The 17,501-nt window shown below is 58.0% G+C and carries 21 protein-coding genes; 13 read left to right on the forward strand and 8 right to left on the reverse strand.

Going from position 1 to position 17,501, the window contains the following annotated elements; translation table 11 throughout:
- Positions 1-15: 15 nt before the first annotated feature.
- From KEHDKFFH_RS11000 to KEHDKFFH_RS11015, 4 genes are read left to right on the forward strand one after another with little or no spacing between them, the layout of a single operon-like run.
- Positions 16-885: a formate dehydrogenase accessory sulfurtransferase FdhD gene (locus tag KEHDKFFH_RS11000; protein WP_104321967.1), complete on the forward strand. Its 870-nt coding sequence runs from the start codon at positions 16-18 to the stop codon at positions 883-885.
- A gap of 12 nt (positions 886-897) precedes the next feature.
- Complete coding sequence (gene mobA, locus KEHDKFFH_RS11005; protein WP_104321968.1) at positions 898-1,485, forward strand: molybdenum cofactor guanylyltransferase MobA; 588 nt, start codon at positions 898-900, stop codon at positions 1,483-1,485.
- A complete protein-coding gene (gene mobB / locus KEHDKFFH_RS11010) occupies positions 1,482-1,973 on the forward strand; it encodes a molybdopterin-guanine dinucleotide biosynthesis protein B (protein ID WP_104321969.1) in 492 nt (163 codons plus the stop codon). The genes mobA and mobB overlap by 4 nt, the downstream gene beginning before the upstream one ends.
- A gap of 26 nt (positions 1,974-1,999) precedes the next feature.
- On the forward strand, positions 2,000-3,247 hold the full coding sequence (locus KEHDKFFH_RS11015; protein ID WP_104321970.1) for a molybdopterin-binding protein: 1,248 nt from the start codon (positions 2,000-2,002) through the stop codon (positions 3,245-3,247).
- On the opposite strand, the gene KEHDKFFH_RS11020 is transcribed toward KEHDKFFH_RS11015, so the two are convergent.
- The 4 genes from KEHDKFFH_RS11020 to KEHDKFFH_RS11035 are packed head-to-tail and all read right to left on the reverse strand — an operon-like array spanning position 3,248 to position 7,267.
- Positions 3,248-3,724, reverse strand: a complete 477-nt coding sequence (locus KEHDKFFH_RS11020; RefSeq protein ID WP_064229096.1) for a DUF6505 family protein — start codon at positions 3,722-3,724, stop codon at positions 3,248-3,250.
- Positions 3,721-4,425, reverse strand: coding sequence for a biotin/lipoate--protein ligase family protein (locus tag KEHDKFFH_RS11025; RefSeq protein WP_104321971.1), 705 nt, complete (start codon positions 4,423-4,425; stop codon positions 3,721-3,723). Before KEHDKFFH_RS11025 ends, KEHDKFFH_RS11020 begins: the two co-directional genes overlap by 4 nt.
- Positions 4,422-5,270 (reverse strand): Mrp/NBP35 family ATP-binding protein, encoded by an 849-nt coding sequence (locus KEHDKFFH_RS11030; RefSeq protein WP_082905141.1) that lies wholly within the window; start codon positions 5,268-5,270, stop codon positions 4,422-4,424. Before KEHDKFFH_RS11030 ends, KEHDKFFH_RS11025 begins: the two co-directional genes overlap by 4 nt.
- 17 nt (positions 5,271-5,287) lie before the next feature.
- The gene (locus KEHDKFFH_RS11035) at positions 5,288-7,267 is read right to left on the reverse strand and encodes a 4Fe-4S binding protein (protein ID WP_104321972.1); all 1,980 of its coding nucleotides are present in this window, start codon (positions 7,265-7,267) and stop codon (positions 5,288-5,290) included.
- A gap of 143 nt (positions 7,268-7,410) precedes the next feature.
- On the opposite strand from KEHDKFFH_RS11035, the gene KEHDKFFH_RS11040 reads away from it, so the two are divergent.
- The 9 genes from KEHDKFFH_RS11040 (at position 7,411) to KEHDKFFH_RS11075 (ending at position 14,783) form a co-directional block, all read left to right on the forward strand.
- Positions 7,411-7,989 carry a DUF3305 domain-containing protein gene (locus KEHDKFFH_RS11040; RefSeq protein WP_192875777.1) on the forward strand — a complete coding sequence of 193 codons (579 nt, stop codon included), beginning with the start codon at positions 7,411-7,413 and terminating at the stop codon, positions 7,987-7,989.
- Positions 7,989-8,615: a DUF3306 domain-containing protein gene (locus KEHDKFFH_RS11045; protein WP_104321974.1), complete on the forward strand. Its 627-nt coding sequence runs from the start codon at positions 7,989-7,991 to the stop codon at positions 8,613-8,615. Before KEHDKFFH_RS11040 ends, KEHDKFFH_RS11045 begins: the two co-directional genes overlap by 1 nt.
- Before the next feature lie 109 nt (positions 8,616-8,724).
- On the forward strand, positions 8,725-9,336 hold the full coding sequence (locus KEHDKFFH_RS11050) for a TorD/DmsD family molecular chaperone (protein ID WP_104321975.1): 612 nt from the start codon (positions 8,725-8,727) through the stop codon (positions 9,334-9,336).
- 41 nt (positions 9,337-9,377) lie between these two features.
- Positions 9,378-9,569 carry a twin-arginine translocation signal domain-containing protein gene (locus tag KEHDKFFH_RS11055; protein ID WP_104321976.1) on the forward strand — a complete coding sequence of 64 codons (192 nt, stop codon included), beginning with the start codon at positions 9,378-9,380 and terminating at the stop codon, positions 9,567-9,569.
- Positions 9,570-9,659: 90 nt separating this feature from the next.
- Complete coding sequence (locus tag KEHDKFFH_RS11060; protein ID WP_104321977.1) at positions 9,660-12,545, forward strand: formate dehydrogenase subunit alpha; 2,886 nt, start codon at positions 9,660-9,662, stop codon at positions 12,543-12,545.
- A gap of 15 nt (positions 12,546-12,560) precedes the next feature.
- Positions 12,561-13,169, forward strand: coding sequence for a formate dehydrogenase FDH3 subunit beta (gene fdh3B, locus KEHDKFFH_RS11065; RefSeq protein ID WP_064229103.1), 609 nt, complete (start codon positions 12,561-12,563; stop codon positions 13,167-13,169).
- Between the two features lie 87 nt (positions 13,170-13,256).
- Positions 13,257-14,429 (forward strand): formate dehydrogenase subunit gamma, encoded by a 1,173-nt coding sequence (locus KEHDKFFH_RS11070; RefSeq protein WP_104321978.1) that lies wholly within the window; start codon positions 13,257-13,259, stop codon positions 14,427-14,429.
- Positions 14,426-14,551: a hypothetical protein gene (locus KEHDKFFH_RS20495; RefSeq protein ID WP_277872178.1), complete on the forward strand. Its 126-nt coding sequence runs from the start codon at positions 14,426-14,428 to the stop codon at positions 14,549-14,551. The genes KEHDKFFH_RS11070 and KEHDKFFH_RS20495 overlap by 4 nt, the downstream gene beginning before the upstream one ends.
- Positions 14,544-14,783 carry a sulfurtransferase TusA family protein gene (locus KEHDKFFH_RS11075; protein WP_104321979.1) on the forward strand — a complete coding sequence of 80 codons (240 nt, stop codon included), beginning with the start codon at positions 14,544-14,546 and terminating at the stop codon, positions 14,781-14,783. Before KEHDKFFH_RS20495 ends, KEHDKFFH_RS11075 begins: the two co-directional genes overlap by 8 nt.
- 16 nt (positions 14,784-14,799) lie before the next feature.
- Here KEHDKFFH_RS11075 and KEHDKFFH_RS11080 read toward each other — a convergent pair whose 3' ends face one another.
- The 4 genes from KEHDKFFH_RS11080 to KEHDKFFH_RS11095 form a co-directional block, all read right to left on the reverse strand.
- On the reverse strand, positions 14,800-15,300 hold the full coding sequence (locus KEHDKFFH_RS11080) for a hypothetical protein (RefSeq protein ID WP_241956480.1): 501 nt from the start codon (positions 15,298-15,300) through the stop codon (positions 14,800-14,802).
- A gap of 246 nt (positions 15,301-15,546) precedes the next feature.
- Positions 15,547-16,389: an endonuclease VIII gene (gene nei / locus KEHDKFFH_RS11085; protein ID WP_104321981.1), complete on the reverse strand. Its 843-nt coding sequence runs from the start codon at positions 16,387-16,389 to the stop codon at positions 15,547-15,549.
- A gap of 268 nt (positions 16,390-16,657) precedes the next feature.
- A complete protein-coding gene (locus tag KEHDKFFH_RS11090; protein WP_104321982.1) occupies positions 16,658-16,945 on the reverse strand; it encodes a hypothetical protein in 288 nt (95 codons plus the stop codon).
- Positions 16,946-17,103: 158 nt separating this feature from the next.
- Positions 17,104-17,490 (reverse strand): RidA family protein, encoded by a 387-nt coding sequence (locus KEHDKFFH_RS11095; protein WP_104321983.1) that lies wholly within the window; start codon positions 17,488-17,490, stop codon positions 17,104-17,106.
- Positions 17,491-17,501 lie beyond the last annotated feature (11 nt).

Genomic DNA, 17,501 nt, shown 5'->3' on the forward strand with positions numbered 1-17,501 from the left:
ACGGCTATAACAAAAATGACGATTGATCCCATACTTCCCGATCCCAAAGATCCACGGCTTTCCCGGCCGGTAGAAGGTGTCGATGAAAACGGCGAGGCCAAATCGATCAGCGTGATCGAGGAACGCCCGCTGACCATCTACCTGAACAGCCAGGAAATCGTCACGGCCATGACCATTGGCGATCACCCGGAGTATCTGGCCCTGGGTTTCCTGCTGAACCAGGGCATGCTGAAACAGACCGATGAGGTCACCGGAATCGATTTCGACGAGGAACTTGAGGTCGCGGTGGTGCGCACGGCGGGCGTGACCGATGTCGAGGACAAGCTGGAAAAGAAAACCCGCACCTCCGGCTGCGCCGTGGGCACGGTCTTCGGCGACATGATGGCGGGTCTGGAGGGGCTGTCTCTGCCAGACACTCCAGTACACACCAGCACCTTTTACGATCTCTCCTTTCAGATCAATCACACACCCAGCCTGTACATGGAAACCGGCGCCATCCATGGCACCGCACTATGCCAGGGCAAAACAATCCTTGCCTACATGGAGGATGTTGGAAGGCACAATGCGGTCGACAAGATTGCCGGCTGGATGTACCTGAACAACATTGCTACAGCCGATAAGGTGCTATACACCACCGGGCGACTCACCTCCGAGATGGTGATCAAGACATCGCTGATGGGCATTCCCACGCTGATCAGCCGCTCCGGCTTTACCGCCTGGGGCGTCGATATTGCCCGGCAGGTCGGGCTGACCCTGATCGGCCGGATGCGAGGCAAGAAATTCACCTGCCTGAGCGGCCAACACCGACTGGTGTTCGATCAGGACTTGTCGCAGGTACCCGATGAAGACAAGAAGCTGCGTCGTAAAGGCGCTCAACATGATTGACGGAGGCACTGCATGACGCAATGTGCAGTCATCCTGGCCGGCGGCCAGGCAAACCGGATGGGTGGCGTCGACAAGGGCCGGCTCATGCTCGGAGACCAGTCGCTGATCCAGCGGGTGATTGAGCGGATCACACCTCAGGTCGACGCCGTGGTATTGAACGCCAACGGCGATTTAAGCCGGTTCGACGACCTGGGTTTGCCCATAGTGGCCGACTCCATCGAGGGCTTTCCGGGACCGCTGGCGGGCGTTCTCGCGGGCATGGACTGGGCCGCCGAACAGGGCCATGACTGGCTGATCAGCGTTGCTGCCGACACTCCGTCCTTCCCCAGGGATCTGGCTGTCAGGCTGGCTGAACATGACACCCCGGTGGTCTTGGCGGCCACACCGGACCCCGAACGGGGCCGACTGCCCCAACCGACCTTCGGCCGTTGGCAGGTCGCTTTACGGCATGAGTTGCGCGCCGCCCTGAACGATGGGGTACGCAAGATCCGCCAGTGGACGCAGGCCCAGGGCGAAACCCTGGTGATTTTCGACGAAGGCGATTTTTTCAATATCAATACGCCAGACGATCTGGCCTGGGCGGAGCAGCACCTGAAGTGAATGTTATTGGCATCGTAGGTTGGAAAAACTCCGGCAAGACCACACTGGCCGCGGCCCTGATTCGCGAACTCTCCAGCCGGGGGTTAACGGTCAATTCGATCAAACACGCCCATCACATGGTGGATGTGGATCAACCCGGAACAGACAGCTACAAACATCGTGACGCCGGCGCCCGGGAAGTCATCCTGGCTGGCGGTCAGCGCTTCGCGATCATGCACGAACTCCGGGGAGCAGCAGAACCGACGCTGGATGATTTGCTGGCACGGCTTAGCCCCTGCGACTGGGTGGTAGTCGAGGGATTCAAGACCCACTCCCACACCAAGATCGAGGTGCACCGCCGGGAGGGTTCCCGGTCACCGCTGTTCACCGAGGATCCGAGCATTGTTGCTGTGGCGTCGGACTACGCCGCCGAATTCTCGGGCCCCGTTTTCGACATAAACGATGTACCCGCCATCGCCGACTTTATTCTGAACCGTCAAAAACAATGAGCGGGACAACCAGGAGCCGAAGATCCATGAAACCGCTTCGCAACGACTGTTTTGCCTTGCCCCCCGGAGTGAACTGGACGCCGGTCGAAGAGGCCCTGGAGCGTTTGCGTTCACGGTTGCATCCCGTGGTGGAAGTGGAACACGCCGTTCCGCTCTCACAGGTTCACGGCCGGATCCTGGCAAGCGATGTCCATGCGCCTCGGGCCCACCCCCCAAGCAACAATTCCGCCGTCGACGGCTACGCCCTGGCCGGGCCGGTGACAGACGTGCCCTGTACACTGCCGCTGGTGGATGGCCGCAGCGCCGCCGGTGAGCCTTACATGGGACAGGTGCCCGAAGGTCATGCGATCCGGATTCTGACAGGAGCGGTCATTCCAGCCGGCACGGATACGGTGGTGCTGGAGGAAGACTGCGAAGTCAGGGATGGCCAGCTGCATTTGAACGGCACGCTGAAAGCGGGCGCCAATGCTCGCAAAGCCGGCGAAGACATCAAGGCTCAGGATCGGATCCTGGTCGCCGGAACCCGCCTGACGCCCACACAGATTTCCGTACTCGCCAGCGTGGGGGTGGAATCGGTCGACGTCTACCAGAGGCTGAGGGTCGGGGTTCTGTCTACCGGTGATGAGGTAAAACCGGTTGGTGCCGCCGTCACCGACTGGCAGATCTACGACGCTAACCGGCCGATGCTCAGCGCCCTGATTTCGCAACTGGGCTACGAGCTGGTGGATCTCGGCCATGTGCTGGACCGGGCCGAAGAGGTGAAAGCGGCGCTTGAGCGGGGCGCGGAACACTGCGACCTGATCCTGACCAGCGGCGGTGTGTCCGCCGGCGACGAAGATCACGTATCGAAAACCCTGAAAGCCCACGGCGACATCAGCAACTGGCGCATTGCCATCAAGCCCGGCCGGCCTCTGGCCCTCGCTATGTTCCAGGGCACGCCGGTCGTCGGCCTGCCGGGTAATCCGGTGGCCGCCTGGGTTTGCGCCCTCCGGTTTGGCGCCCCTGCCATGGCACTACTGGCGGGCGGAGAATGGTTCGAGCCTCAGGCCTATGTGATGCCGGCCAACTTTTCGAAGAACAAAAAGCCCGGGCGCAGCGAGATGCTGCGGGCACGGGTCCGGGATGGGCAGGTTGAGGTATTCGGTTCGGAAGGCTCCGGCCGGGTGACCGGCCTGGCCTGGTCCGACGGACTGGTGGAACTGGATGAGAGCGCCCAACAGATAGAGCCGGGCACCCCCGTGCGGTTTATTCCTTACGGCAGCTTCGGCCTTTAATCAGTCAACGCTGCCATGAACCGCAAAGGCCTCCAGTGAAGCATCCTGAGGGCCCCGGGAACGGTAGGTTTCCTCGACACCCAGCTCGGTCAGTGTACGGCTGACCATCAGCAGGGTGTTGTCCTCGAAGTCTTCACACATGCTGCGCATCTGGTCGATTTCTTCACAGGCAACCGGATAGGCCGCATCGATATCCGGCGCGCCGTAATGGTCAACAAACGTCTGTGCAAGGGTACGGCGAACATGCTCGAGTTCCGGTTCGGTGATGTTGCATACCCCCACGAAACTGGCGCGCCCGCCTGATTCAATGCTGTACCAGCCGTTACTGAATGCCTGGCGGGCTTTGCCTTTCAGGTCTGCTTCGGTCCAGTTGGAGAACTCGAAGCCACCGGAGATCGCCCATTCACCACTGGGCGCAGGCTTTTCAAATACGTTTTCGTCCGATATGTCCAGTTGCAGGGTTCGGGCCAGCTTCATACGTGCTCCGCGAATTCAATCAAACTCAGTGTCTCGGTCATGACATCCTGACGCAACAGCATCCGACCTTTTTCATCCAGGCCAACAAAAATGCCGGGCCGGGGCCGTTCGATTGTCTTGCCCAGCGTGTCACAGCGGGGCCGCCATTCGTTGTGCACCCGTTCGAAACCACTGTCCATAAAGTAGGTCAGCCACAACAGCGTGTGCTTGGACCAGCTTTCCAACAGGGCCATGGGCGTGATTTCAACGCAGCCTTCCTCGTACAGACAGGTTTCGTTTGGATTTTCTCCCGGCTCGTCGGTCATCGGGATAAAGGGCACATCAACGCCAATGACCAGCCAGTTGGGATAGGCCTTGGGGTCAGAAACATCCGCGGCGAAACGGACACTGCCGCACATCGCACCGTTTACCTTGATGCGGTCGGGCCATACAAAGTGTACGGGGACTTCGGGCGGGGCCAGAGCACCAAGGCTCTCGGCCAGACCTATCTGGGCAACATAGACCGCCTGAATGGCCTCTTCCAGGGGCGTTTCCGGCGCCAGCACCAGGGCCGCACGCAGGCTGTCGCCTTGCTCGGAGTAGAACACCGTGCCGGAATCGACACCCGCAATGGCCCGGCTCACAGCCTTGTCAAAAGGGTCGGTGTGCCTGGGCACCACCTCTCCGGTCAGTAACGGTGGGAACTGGGGTGATTCGATCATTGGATAGCCCGGGCATAGACGTCAGAGGCAACAATTTCATCGGCGATGCGCTGGAAAGCCTGCGCCTGGGGGCTGTCAGGCTTCGAAACGACAATCGGAACACCCCCATCCGATCCCACCCGGATATCGAGATCCAGCGGAATCTCTCCCAGGAAGGGCGAACCAAGTTTCTCCGCCTCGGCCCGCGCGCCACCGTGTCCGAACGGATGGTGCTCTTTGCCGCAGCCATCGCAGATAAACGAGGCCATATTTTCGATCAACCCGAACAGCGGCACATCCATCCGCTTGAACATATCAATACCCTTGCGGGCATCCATCAGGGCGATGTCCTGGGGCGTCGAGACGATGACCGCTCCTGCAACGAAGAACTTCTGGCTCAGGGTCATCTGGACATCGCCCGTACCCGGCGGCAGATCCACCAGCAGCACGTCCAGCCTTCCCCACTCCACCTGGTTCATCATCTGTTGCAAAGCGCCCATCAACATCGGCCCGCGCCAGACGATGGCTTCATCGTCCGGGGCCATCAGGCCCAGGGACATCAGCGTTACGCCGTGATTTCTCAGCGGCAGGATGGTGCTTCCATCCGGGCTGGACGGCCGGCCGGAAACCCCTAGCATGCGGGGCTGGCTCGGGCCGTAGACATCTGCGTCCAGCAAGCCGACCTTTAGACCTTTCGAGGCCAGGGCCACAGCCAGGTTGGACGACACAGTCGATTTACCTACGCCGCCCTTGCCGGATGCAATGGCAATGATGCGATCCACGCCCCTCGGGTTCTTGTCCTGAGGCCTCGGAGCGTCAGTTCCGATCAGATTCGGCTTCTTTCCTACTTCGGTGTACTCAACCATGGTGTGTCCTGTTGTTTTTAACTGTCCAGATAATCATCACTGGTGCGGACCCGCGGGCGCTCACCGCCTGCCATAGGTGCTGTGCTCCCATGGAACTGGGCCTTGACCCGGCAGTCATCACACATTTTGATGAGCTGCACGTTATCAGAGTTCTTGTACATCCAGTGCTGGTTTTCAAGTTTCTCGACGATCCGGTTAATAGTGCTGGCAACGCCAAATGGGGTGCCACACTTGATGCATTCGAATGGCTCTTCACCATGCAACGCCCGGGCACTGAGCGCCGCCTTGGACACATCAAGCTGGGGCTTCAGGGTGATGGCGGTTTCAGGGCAGGTACTCTCGCAGATGCCACACTGGACACAGGCGTTTTCCGTGAACTGAACCTCAGGGCGATCCGGATGGTCACCAAGCGCACCCGTTGGGCATAGTGATACACAGGCAAGACAAAGCGTGCATTTATCGGAATCAATTTCGATGGCACCGTAAGGCGCACCGACGGGCAGCGGAATTGGCTCTTCGATCTTTTCCGACATGGCAGCCACTGTTACCCGGGTGATATCCCGGCGACCACCAACCAGCAAGACCGGGTCGCTCACCCGACCGGCATTGTCGCCGGCATCGCAGAGCTCAATGGCGGAAATAACCCGCACCCGACTCGGCGAGTTGTGGGTACCTTTGAGCATGGCCTGGGCCAGTTCCACTTCCGCAGTCACCGCACGGCGATCCAGCTCGTTGTCCGCAAGGATCAGGACCTCGGCGTAGCCGGCGCCGAACGCCGCCATGATTTCCGCGTGGCCGATCCGGTCGACATGCTCCAGCGCCATCGGGATGAGATCATCCGCGAGACCATTATCGTAGCGGGCCAGGTTGGCAATGGCTTCTGTGCCAGCCTCCAGGGTATGGAAAACCAGACGGGGAGATTCGTGGGTGTGCTCGCGATAGACCTTGGCCATCACTTCCACGGCCTTGGTCAGTGCCTCGAACGGGGTCTCATTCATGGTCACCGCAGAGGTGGGACAGACCGCGGCGCAGGAGCCGCAACCGGCACAGATATCGGAATCAATCTGGATGTGATCCCCGACGGAGAAAATAGCTTCCGTCGGACAGACATCCAGGCAACGGGTACACCCGGGTTTGTTCGCCCGGGAGTGCGCACAAAGGGATTCTTCCAGCCGGAAATACACCGTTTTCTCGAACTCACCCACCATTTCCCGGGCCGTCAGGGCAATGCGTTCCAGCTCGCCGGATTTTTTCGGGTCGGCCCAGAAGTAGCCGTTGCGCTTCTCGTGGCTCGGAAACGCCGGGGCGCCGCCACGCAGATCAATAAACACATCGCATTCGCTGCGGGCTGTGGGCTTGGCTGCTTCATAACCCAGCTCACCGCGACCGGCCGGATGCAGGGGCTGCAGGTGGGCAAATTCCAGCTTGAAATTGCCCAGCGCACCGTAAGCTCCCGTCAGTTGGCCTTTGGCCACGTCGTAGGCGGCGGATGGCAGCTGGATGGGGCCGGCATCGTTGACAATGCAGGTGACACCCAGTTCGTCCTGAACCAGTTCGGCCATCCTTATAGCCTTCTCGGTGGGACCGACGATGCAGCACACGCCACTGGACTGAATGTTTTTTGCCGGGGCCATTGGCGCCGGCAATTGGGCGGCGGCGACCAGGGCTGCCTGCTTAGCATGCAAGCGCTCGGGCTTGGCGTCGGGAGCACTCCAGCCGGCGCGATCCCGGATATCAATTGATTGGAGCGGCGCGGAGTGCTGGATCTCGGCGTAAACGTCTTCGGCGAGGCGCTCGAACAAAGCCGCCTGCTGGCCACAGGCAATCAGGACGTCGTTACTGGCGGCCAGATGTTCGGCGGCAACACTCATTTCACTGCCGCACAGTTGATCAACTGCAATCACCTGTTCAGCCGCCGCGGCTTTCCGCAACGCCTCTGAATCGAAGGTCTGTGATTTATCGCAGCTGCACAATAATAGGGTCTTGTATGCCTTCATCAGGAATTGAACTCTTTCGTTGTTTTTGTACGTATACGTTTCCGTATCGCTTTTCGAGCATGCCACAGGCATTATCTTTTGGACAATTGGATAATCGTTTGTGCCCTGCTAGTTTTACGCTATAACAAAAAATGAGATGCACCATGAGTCGTCGTACAGAACAGTGGAAACGCGAGTTGAGGGTGGGAGCCGTCGTTCGCCGGTCTCCGGGCGTCACCCGTTGGGTAAAGGAAATCTGGAAGCCAGTTGCCGTTATACCGGGGGCACCTGATGCATTCTGGAAAGAACTGGTTCGCGAGGAAGACGTTGTCGATTACCACGCCAGCACCGTTACGATGGAGCTTTTCCGGGCCGACGTCGAGGGCTATCTGGTTTCCCTGAACATGGCCGTTCCATCGATCTGGATCATCATGGATAGAGATGTAACGAGCCAGTCGCCCTCCGGATGGGTCGTCAGCACTATCACTGCCAGCGCCCATGAGGCACTGGACGCCCTCGATAGTGGCGAAAGCATTGTTGAGGCGGTTCCCATTCCCGAATCCATGGCGGCCTGGATCAAAGAGTTTATCGACATGCACTACATCGAGGAGCCGTTCAAGAAACGCCGTCGCGACGAGGTCCGTGTTGATGGCGCCGAGGACGCCAAGGGCGACCCGCGCATTCGCCAGGAAAGCGACGTTTACCGTGCTCCTGCGAACATCAAAAAGCCGAGAATTCAGTAATGGCCGAATCAAGACTCCAGCGCTGGGCGCGCAAAAAAGCCGAAGCCGGAAAACGCCCTGAGCCATCCCCTCCTCCGGTTGTCGAGTCCGAACCGACCCCGGAAGAGCAGGAACTTGCCACTAATGAAACATTGCCTGAACACGAGCTTCTGGAAAAATATGGCCTGCCCGATCCAGAAAAGATCGAACTGGGCACGGACATCACCGGGTTCATGCGCAAGGAAATTCCGGAGTTCCTCCGCCGGAAGGCCCTCAGGGGCCTGTGGAAATCCAACCCGGTGCTTGCGGTTCTCGATGGCCTCAATGATTACGACGAAGACTACACACTGGCCTCGACGGCCGGCCAGACAGTGAAATCGCTCTACAAGGTGGGAGAGGGCCTCGTCGACAGAGCCAAAAAAGCCGCTGACGTTGTGGAAGACCAATCGGGCAAGCAGGCGATTTCATCGTTGGCAGATCCTGACTCGACAACTGTTGAGGAGCCGGAGCCCGAGGACAGCCCTGAGCTGGAGAGCAGCGGAACGCCGACGGAACTTCCCGAGCAACGGCTTACCCAAGAACAGACGAGTCAGCCGGAAGAGGAACCGGAACCGCGGTTCCGTCCGCGCATGCGTTTTGACTATTAACTGAATGCATTTCAGCTATTAGCAAATTAAAGGCCGGTCAGGCCACTATTCTCGGATATGTACTAGACTAGTGTGACAGACCGCAAATAATAATTAGAAGGAACATGAATTGAGCAATACTGCGGAAATCCAGTGCCCGCGTTCGGTCTCCGAAGAGGATCGCGCCCGGGCCCAGATCTATCAGCTGCTGGGCGTCCTGCTTGTAGACCCACCCTCGAGTGATTTACTGAAAGGGCTGGCGTCACTGCAGGGTGACGAGACGCCCCTTGGTTCGGCCTGCAAGAACCTGGCAGCCCTCGCCGAACGGACCAACCCGTATGATGCCGAGCGAGAGTTCAACAACCTGTTTGTTGGTCTCGGTCGTGGCGAATTGCTTCCCTACGCCAGCTACTACCTCACCGGCTTCCTGAATGAGAAGCCCCTGGCGGAACTGCGAACCGATCTCAGGTCACGGGGCATCAAAGCCCGCAGCGATGTAAAAGAGCCGGAAGACCACATTGGCACACTTTGCGAAATCATGGCGGGCATCATCACCGGCGAATTTCCCTGCGACAGCGGGTTGGCGTCGCAGAAAGCGTTTTTTGATACCCACCTGGCCAAGTGGGCAGCCTTGTTTTTCACCGATTTGGAAGAAGCGCAAAGCGCCGTCTTCTACGCGCCAGTTGGTTCGCTTGGTCGAGCCTTCATGGCCGTGGAAGCCGACGCCTTTGCAATTCAGTAACCGGGATCTGAAGGTCCCATAAACCCAGGGGGAGGTGTCCAATGGACAACCCGAAGCGTGAAAACAGCCGTCGCCGTTTCCTGCAAATGGCCGCTGCCGCAGCTCCGGCTGCCGTTGCAATGACGGTTGCACCGAACGCCGCAGCCGAGGTCGTCAGAAAAGACGTGCCGAAAAGCCGCGGTTTACGTGATACCGAACACACACGTAAATATTTCGAATCGGCTCGCTTTTAACGGGGATTTGAGTTGATCGAGGTTGCGAAAGGCCCTTGAGAGACTCGGCTTTCCGGAAAAACGAGAATAATAAAGAGAGAGGTAAACGACATGTTAAGGAAGAAGACCAACGGGGTAGCGAAAGGCTCCCGTGCAGGCTCTTTGCTTTCTTCTCTCGCTGCCAAGACTCTGGACCGTCGTCAATTCCTGACGACGTCTGGTGTGGCAGTGGGTGGTCTGGCGGCGCTGTCGCTGACATCGGGACGGGTTGAAGCTGCAGCCCCGGCAACCGGTGGCGGAGAAGTGGTCGTCAAGAAATCCGTTTGTACGCACTGTTCGGTCGGCTGCACCGTCGAAGCCGAAGTTCAGAATGGCGTGTGGACAGGCCAGGAACCAGGCTGGGACAGCCCCTTCAATATGGGCGCTCACTGCGCCAAAGGTGCTTCCGTGCGGGAGCATGCCCACGGCGAGCGTCGTCTCAAGTCGCCGATGAAAATGGTCAATGGCCAGTGGCAGAAGATTTCCTGGGACACCGCCATCAACGAAATCGGCGACAAGATGCTCGAGATCCGCGAGCAAAGCGGTCCCGATTCGGTCTACTGGCTGGGCAGCGCAAAGTTCAACAACGAGCAGGCCTACCTGTTCCGTAAGTTTGCGGCCTACTGGGGCACCAACAACGTGGACCACCAGGCCCGTATCTGCCACTCCACGACAGTGGCCGGCGTAGCCAATACCTGGGGCTACGGCGCAATGACCAACTCCTACAACGACATTCACAAGTCCAAGGCGATCTTCATCATCGGGGGCAACCCCGCCGAAGCGCACCCGGTGTCGCTGTTGCATGTACTGAAAGCGAAGGAAGAAAATAACGCGCCGCTGATCGTCTGCGACCCGCGTTTCACCCGGACAGCGGCCCATGCCGATGAGTTTGTGCGTTTCCGCCCGGGCTCCGACGTTGCGCTGGTGTGGGGTATTCTCTGGCACATCTTCGAAAACGGCTGGGAAGACAAAGAATTCATCCGTACCCGTGTGTACGGCATGGAAGACATTCGCGAGGAAGTGAAGCGCTGGAATCCGGAAGAAGTTGAGCGTGTAACCGGCGCACCGGGTGCACAGCTTGAGCGGGTGGCCCGCACCCTGGCCAACAATCGGCCAGGCACCGTTATCTGGTGTATGGGCGGTACCCAGCACACCAACGGTAACAACAACACCCGTGCCTATTGTGTACTCCAGCTGGCCCTTGGCAACATGGGCGTAGCCGGCGGTGGCACCAACATCTTCCGTGGCCACGATAACGTTCAGGGTGCAACCGACCTGGGCGTACTCGCCGATACCCTGCCTGGCTACTACGGTCTGGCCGCTGGCTCCTGGGCTCACTGGGCCCGCGTCTGGGAAGAGGATCTGGACTATCTGAAAGGCCGCTTTGCCGTTTGGGATAAAGACGGTAAGTCCCGGGCCATGATGAACGAGAAAGGCATTCCGGTCTCCCGCTGGATTGACGGTGTCCTGGAAGCCAAGGAAAACCTTGAGCAGCCAGACAACACCCGGGCCATGGTGCTGTGGGGCCACGCGCCCAACTCCCAGACCCGGATGACGGAAATGAAGGAAGCAATGGAAAAGCTCGACCTCCTGGTTGTAGTGGATCCCTTCCCGACCGTCTCAGCGGTGCTGCATGATCGTAAAGAAGGCGCGTATCTGCTGCCCACGACCACCCAGTTCGAGACCCATGGTTCGGTAACCGCTTCCAACCGTTCTCTGCAGTGGCGTGAAAAGGTTGTAGAGCCGCTGTTCGACTCCAAGGTCGATCACGAAATCATGAAACTGTTTGCGGACAAGTTCGGCTTTACCGATCGCATGTTCCGCAACATCGCCATTGATGGCGATGAGCCGTCGATTGAGGACATTACCCGAGAATTCAACCGCGGCATGTGGACCATCGGCTATACCGGCCAGTCGCCGGAGCGCCTCAAGAAGCACATGAAGTACCAGCACCACTTCGACAAGACCACCCTGCGAGCAGTTGGCGGACCTTGTGATGGTGATTTCTATGGCTTGCCATGGCCGTCCTGGGGCACCCCAGAGATGAATCATCCGGGCACTGCCAATCTGTATGACATGTCGCTGCCGGTTTCTGAAGGCGGCCTGACGTTCCGGGCCCGTTTTGGTGTTGAACACAACGGCCAGAACATTCTGGCAGACGGTGTTTACTCCAAGAACTCGGAAATCAAGGATGGCTACCCCGAGTTCACCATGCAGATGCTGATGGACCTGGGCTGGGATGGCGATCTGACGGCTGAGGAGCGGGCCAGCATTGAAGCCGTGGCCGGCCCGGCAACCAACTGGAAGACAGACCTGTCTGGTGGTATCCAACGCGTGGCCATCAAGCACGAATGTGCGCCCTTCGGCAACGCCAAGGCGCGGGCCATCGTCTGGAACTTCCCGGATCCGGTGCCTCTGCATCGCGAACCGCTGTACACCAACCGTCGCGATCTGGTGGCGGATTACCCGACCTACGAAGACAAGACCTTCTGGCGGGTGCCGACCTTGTACGAGTCAATCCAGAAGAACGACTTCAGCAAGGAGTTCCCGATCATTCTTACCTCCGGCCGTCTGGTCGAGTACGAGGGTGGTGGTGACGAAACCCGATCGAACCCCTGGCTGGCTGAACTTCAGCAGGACATGTTCATCGAGATCAACCCTCGCGACGCCAACAACCTGAATGTCCGCGATGGCAATGACGTCTGGGTTTCCGGTCCGGAAGGCGCGCGGATCAAGGTTAAGGCCATGGTGACAGAACGCGTCGGAGAAGGCGTGGCGTTCATGCCGTTCCACTTCGGCGGGCACTATCAGGGCAAGGACCTGCGGGACAAGTATCCCAAGGGCGCCGACCCCATCGTTCTGGGCGAATCCACCAACACAGTTCAAACATACGGGTATGACTCGGTCACGCAGATGCAAGAGACCAAAGCCACCCTGTGTTCGATTATGCCGGCATAACAAGAGGTGTAGACCATGGCACTTGAAGGACAAGCAAGAGCAAAATTCCTTTGCGACGCCGAGCGCTGCATCGAATGTAATGCGTGCGTAACGGCCTGTAAAAACGAGCACGAGGTCCCCTGGGGGATCAACCGTCGCCGAGTGGTAACCATTGAAGATGGCAAGCCAGGAGAGCGTTCGATTTCGGTAGCCTGCATGCACTGCTCAGACGCGCCCTGTATGGCCGTCTGCCCGGTGGATTGCTTCTACCAGACCGAAGACGGTGTTGTGCTGCATTCCAAAGATCTGTGCATTGGCTGCGGCTATTGCTTCTACGCCTGCCCGTTCGGCGCACCACAGTTCCCGCAAGCGGGCAACTTTGGCAGCCGGGGCAAAATGGACAAATGCACCTTCTGTGCAGGTGGTCCTGAAGAAGACAATTCCACAGTTGAATTCTCCAAGTACGGTCGTAACCGTATCGCCGAGGGCAAACTGCCGATCTGTGCGGAAATGTGCTCAACCAAAGCCCTGTTGGCCGGTGACGGCAACGAGGTAGCGGACATCTATCGCCAGCGTGTTGTGAACCGTGGTTTTGGTTCCGGCGCATGGGGATGGGGCACAGCCTACGAGAAGAAGGGTGCATAAACTGGCCTGACTCATACGGGGCCCTTCGGGGCCCCGACGTCGGTCAAGGCAACAATTTCTTCTTGTTCATTCCGTTGGAGTGCTCTAATGAAAACAAAACTTTTTAGTGCCGCCATCCTCGTGCTGGCGGCGCTGCTATTCAACCCTGTCTGGGCACAAGAGTCCCCGACGGTTGATCGCACAGCGACCGGGGGCGCCCAGACCCTCGAAGACATAATGCGCCGCCAGAAACAGCTGGAGACGGACGATTCCTTCCGGTCTGAAAACCTGGGTGATCCCGCTAACGCGGCTCCAATTACGGATCAACTGGGTACCAGGGGCGGGGTTTCCGACTCAGACAACTGGCGCTCTATCCGGTACAACGAGATTGACCCCACAACGCAAGTGAGGGGGCCAGCGGCTGAGGTCCTTATTCAGGATGGCGGCATGCCCTGGTGGAAGCTGCGGGAAGGCCCGATGATTACCTACGGCGGCGGCGCAATTCTCGGTTTCCTGGCGTTGTTGGTGGTGTTCTATTTTGTTCGCGGCAAAATCATGATCGATGGCGGCCCAGCCGGCACTACGATTCAACGATTCAAAGCCGTCGAACGATTTGGGCACTGGCTGTTGGCGGGCTCCTTTATCGCTCTGGGCCTCACAGGGTTGCTAACGTTGATGGGCCGGTCCTTCCTGATTCCCGTCATCGGACACGACGCCTTTGCCACCATTGCTACCGGCTCCAAATGGGTCCACAACAACATCGCCTGGTCCTTCATGCTCGGTCTGGTGATGACCTTCGTGATGTGGGTTGCCCATAACATTCCCAACAAACTGGACTGGCAGTGGATCAAGGCGGGCGGCGGTATCTTTACCAAGGGTCATCCCTCTGCCAAGAAGTTTAACGCCGGCCAGAAAATCATCTTCTGGACAGTAATGATACTGGGCGCCTCAGTCTCTCTCTCCGGGCTGTCGCTGCTGTTTCCGTTTCAGATGCCAATGTTTGCCGACACTTTCGCGGTGATCAACAGCGTTCTGGGAACCAGCTTCCCGACTGAGCTCGCACCCCATGAAGAGATGCAATATGCCAACATCTGGCACTCAATCGTGGCGTTCGTGATGATGCTGGCTATCATTGCTCACATCTACATCGGCTCGGTTGGCATGGAAGGCGCGTTCGACGCCATGGGCAACGGCCAGGTCGACCTGGAATGGGCCCGTCAGCACCACGATCTGTGGGTGGCTGAGGTAGAAGCCAAACAAGGCAAGGGAGGTTCGTCGTGAAGGTCATGATTTCCGCTTTTGTCGCGGCTTTGCTTATTGCCACGGCTGCGCCGATGGTGCTGAATCAGTTTGGCTGGTCGTCAGCCGAGCAGACCAGCGCCGAGAGCGTTCGCCTTGACTGATCAATCCGAGGTATACCAGATCGACGCCGTCGGTCTGGTATGCCCTCTTCCGATTCTACGTTTCAAAAAACGGACCAGAGATCTGCCCAGCGGGACACAGGTCGATTTCCTTGCGGATGATCCTACCGGACGCCAGGATCTGCAGGCCCTGTGTGAAATAACGGGGCACCGTATCGAATGGATGCGGGAAGAAGAGGCGGGAATTACCCGCTATCGTATCTGCCTGGCCTAGTCCCGAACTCCCACCTTCAATGGCCACCCCGGGGATGCTTTCTAGCTTCCAGATTTCCCAGTGACAGTTTCACGTCATGATCGGTAAGCTCCGGGAGGTCATCAAAATTCGAAACCCGGGGAAAGCCCGTATCAATCAAAGAGGCCAGAGCGGCGTCGATGCAAAACGTCTCGGCAACAGCAGAATGTGATCCGTACATGACAATCGCCCTGATGGCACTGATCTCGCGGGTTGCTGTCTCGACATCACCCGATCTGCTTGCGCTGATCACCGTATGCCCGCGACTCCAGTCGACCTCATTGCCCTCCAGATAGCCGGCTTCAATCCTCTCACAGAGTGTGCCGGTTGCCTCGAGTAGTGTCCGGAAATTTGCCGACGCTGCGATATTGTTGGCTCTCCCCCTGGCGTCTTTGTCATATCCACAGTGAAACAACAGGTAAGGTTCTCCATTGACGAACACCCCGTAATAGCCTGCTGTAGCCGCTTCCGGCCTGGGGTAGTAAGTGCCTGCCGTCAATGTTGAATGCTTCTTTCTCCGCGCTATCTGGGAGCCTTTTTTCTCACTAACCACTTCTTTAATACCGATTATCTATTCGCCTGTATGCTGATAAAAACTGCCAAGGTGCTGCGCCCCGTCAAACGGAATTCTCGGGAATCGCCAACGGAGGCACCTCGAAAAGGGCATCAAATGTGGAGTTTGGAAATCGGGATTACAAGTGGACAAGGCGACACGTAAGAAACACTATCAGTTCATCTGCGCTCACTATGGTTCAACGTCCTGACAGACCGGGCAGTAATAGAGGCGACGGCTGGCCATCATGGTTTTGACAAGGGCCGAGGCGCAGTCATGGCAGCGCTGGCCATCGCGGTTGAACACCATGTGCCGGCGCTGACCGAAGCTCCATCCTTCCTGCTTCAGGCGCTCTGCCCGCTCCGGCGGATTGGTAATGCCTTTCAGTCGGTAAGTTCGCTCGACCAGTGTTTGAATGGCGTCGGCCAATTGAATCTTTTGATCACTGTCCAGATCACGAGGACGGCACCAGGGAGAAATCCGGGCCTCGAAGAGAACCTCGGAGCGGAGATAGTTGCCAATACCCGCCACGAAACCCTGATCCAGCAGCAAACCGCCCAGATTCCTTCCGCGAAAGCGCGGATCAGCGAAAACCGACAAGAGGTCTTCAACAGTTATTGGCTGATTCAGCGGATCTGGCCCCAGCCGCGAAAGATAGGGTACTTCGCTTAATTCATCGGGCCGAACCAGTTGAATGTCCGAGGCACTGTATAACCGGGCGGCCTTTTTCAAGCCAATGATCGCAAACCTCAGCTGTCGGTTAGTTCTGGGCTCCCGATCCGGCTTGCCAATGCGCCATTTGCCGTAGAGTTGATTGTGACTGTAAACGCACCAGGGCCCATCCTCGTCTGTAGCCTCGAAAAACACCAGGACGGCTTTGCTCCGCGCTTCCACCTTCTCAACTCTGCGTCCCCGAAGGACACTCTCAAAGGGTTTCAGGTGCTCAAAGGCAAAGAACACGGATTGCACTGTCTTGCCGCCTACAGCTTTGTGAATGTCGTCGACCATGCGGCGTATTTCGGGACCCTCGGGCATACTCGTTTCCGCTCCTGACCAGTCTCTCTGCATCACAGGTGAGCTAAAAGCTACGTTGCTTCCAGCAATTCGGAGTTGTCGGGTCACAAAGTTTTGTCATGAACCGGGACGAGAGAGGGCCAACGGATTGGCTGCCGGCTTCAGGTCAGTGCGATTATCCCGGCAAATTCATGGCTGTAATGAAGCGATATGGTCTCCACCACAGACATGAACAATGGCAGGGTTTACGGGTCAAGCGACAGCGTTGCTACAACCAGTATCAATAACCTCAACGCTTGTCTCCCGGACCGACCAGATCAGAGAGTTTTTCGCGTAGGGAATCAATATTGTCTTCGCCGCTCTGCTTGAGCTCATCCAGCTTTTTGCGGCCATCCGAGATCTTTTCTTCAACCGAGCGCAGCGTATCGGACGCGCTCTGCTGGATATCCGCGCTGGCCTTCTCATTCTCAGCTTCCGCTTCTTTGGCTTTGGCCTTGGCTTTCAGGGAATCGGCTTGTTTTTCCCATTCTTCCAGTTGCGCTTCTGCTTTTCTGATCAGTTCGTCTTTCAATGACATAAATGCCCTCCCTCTAGGAGTCGATGAATTCCTTACAGTTGCGTACTTGGGAGAGCAAACTGGAAAAACAACCCACACCGCCGGTAAACAACGGATTCAGTGGCCTTTTTTTCGGAAAACCACGAGACGCTCACACCTGGATCCCGGTTCGAATCGGTTCAGGCAGCGGCATAAGCCACAATCTCCACCAGCATTTCTTCCCGCGCAAACCCCGAGACAATAATTGCAGCCCGATTCGGATAAGGCGAAGCCACGTACTCGGCATAAACCTGGTTTACCGTCGCAAGATGAGCCCGATCGGTCACGTAGATGAGCGCTTGGGTCAGGCTGGCCATGCCACCGCCTGCACACTCCAGGGTATGTTTGAGGTTTTCCATGGTTTGCCTGGCCTGGACTTCAATACCGCCGGCCACCACCTGACCGCTGGCGTCGATGGGTATCTGGGCAGTAAAGAGAATGCCGTTCGCGCTCACCGCCCACTCAAGGGGGGCTTTGGACCGCGGCAGCTGGGTAGCGATAGGGGTGATCTTACAGGTTGAGGTCATGCTTGCTTCTC

The organism is Marinobacter maroccanus (genome assembly GCF_002933275.1).
Classification (GTDB): domain Bacteria; phylum Pseudomonadota; class Gammaproteobacteria; order Pseudomonadales; family Oleiphilaceae; genus Marinobacter; species Marinobacter maroccanus.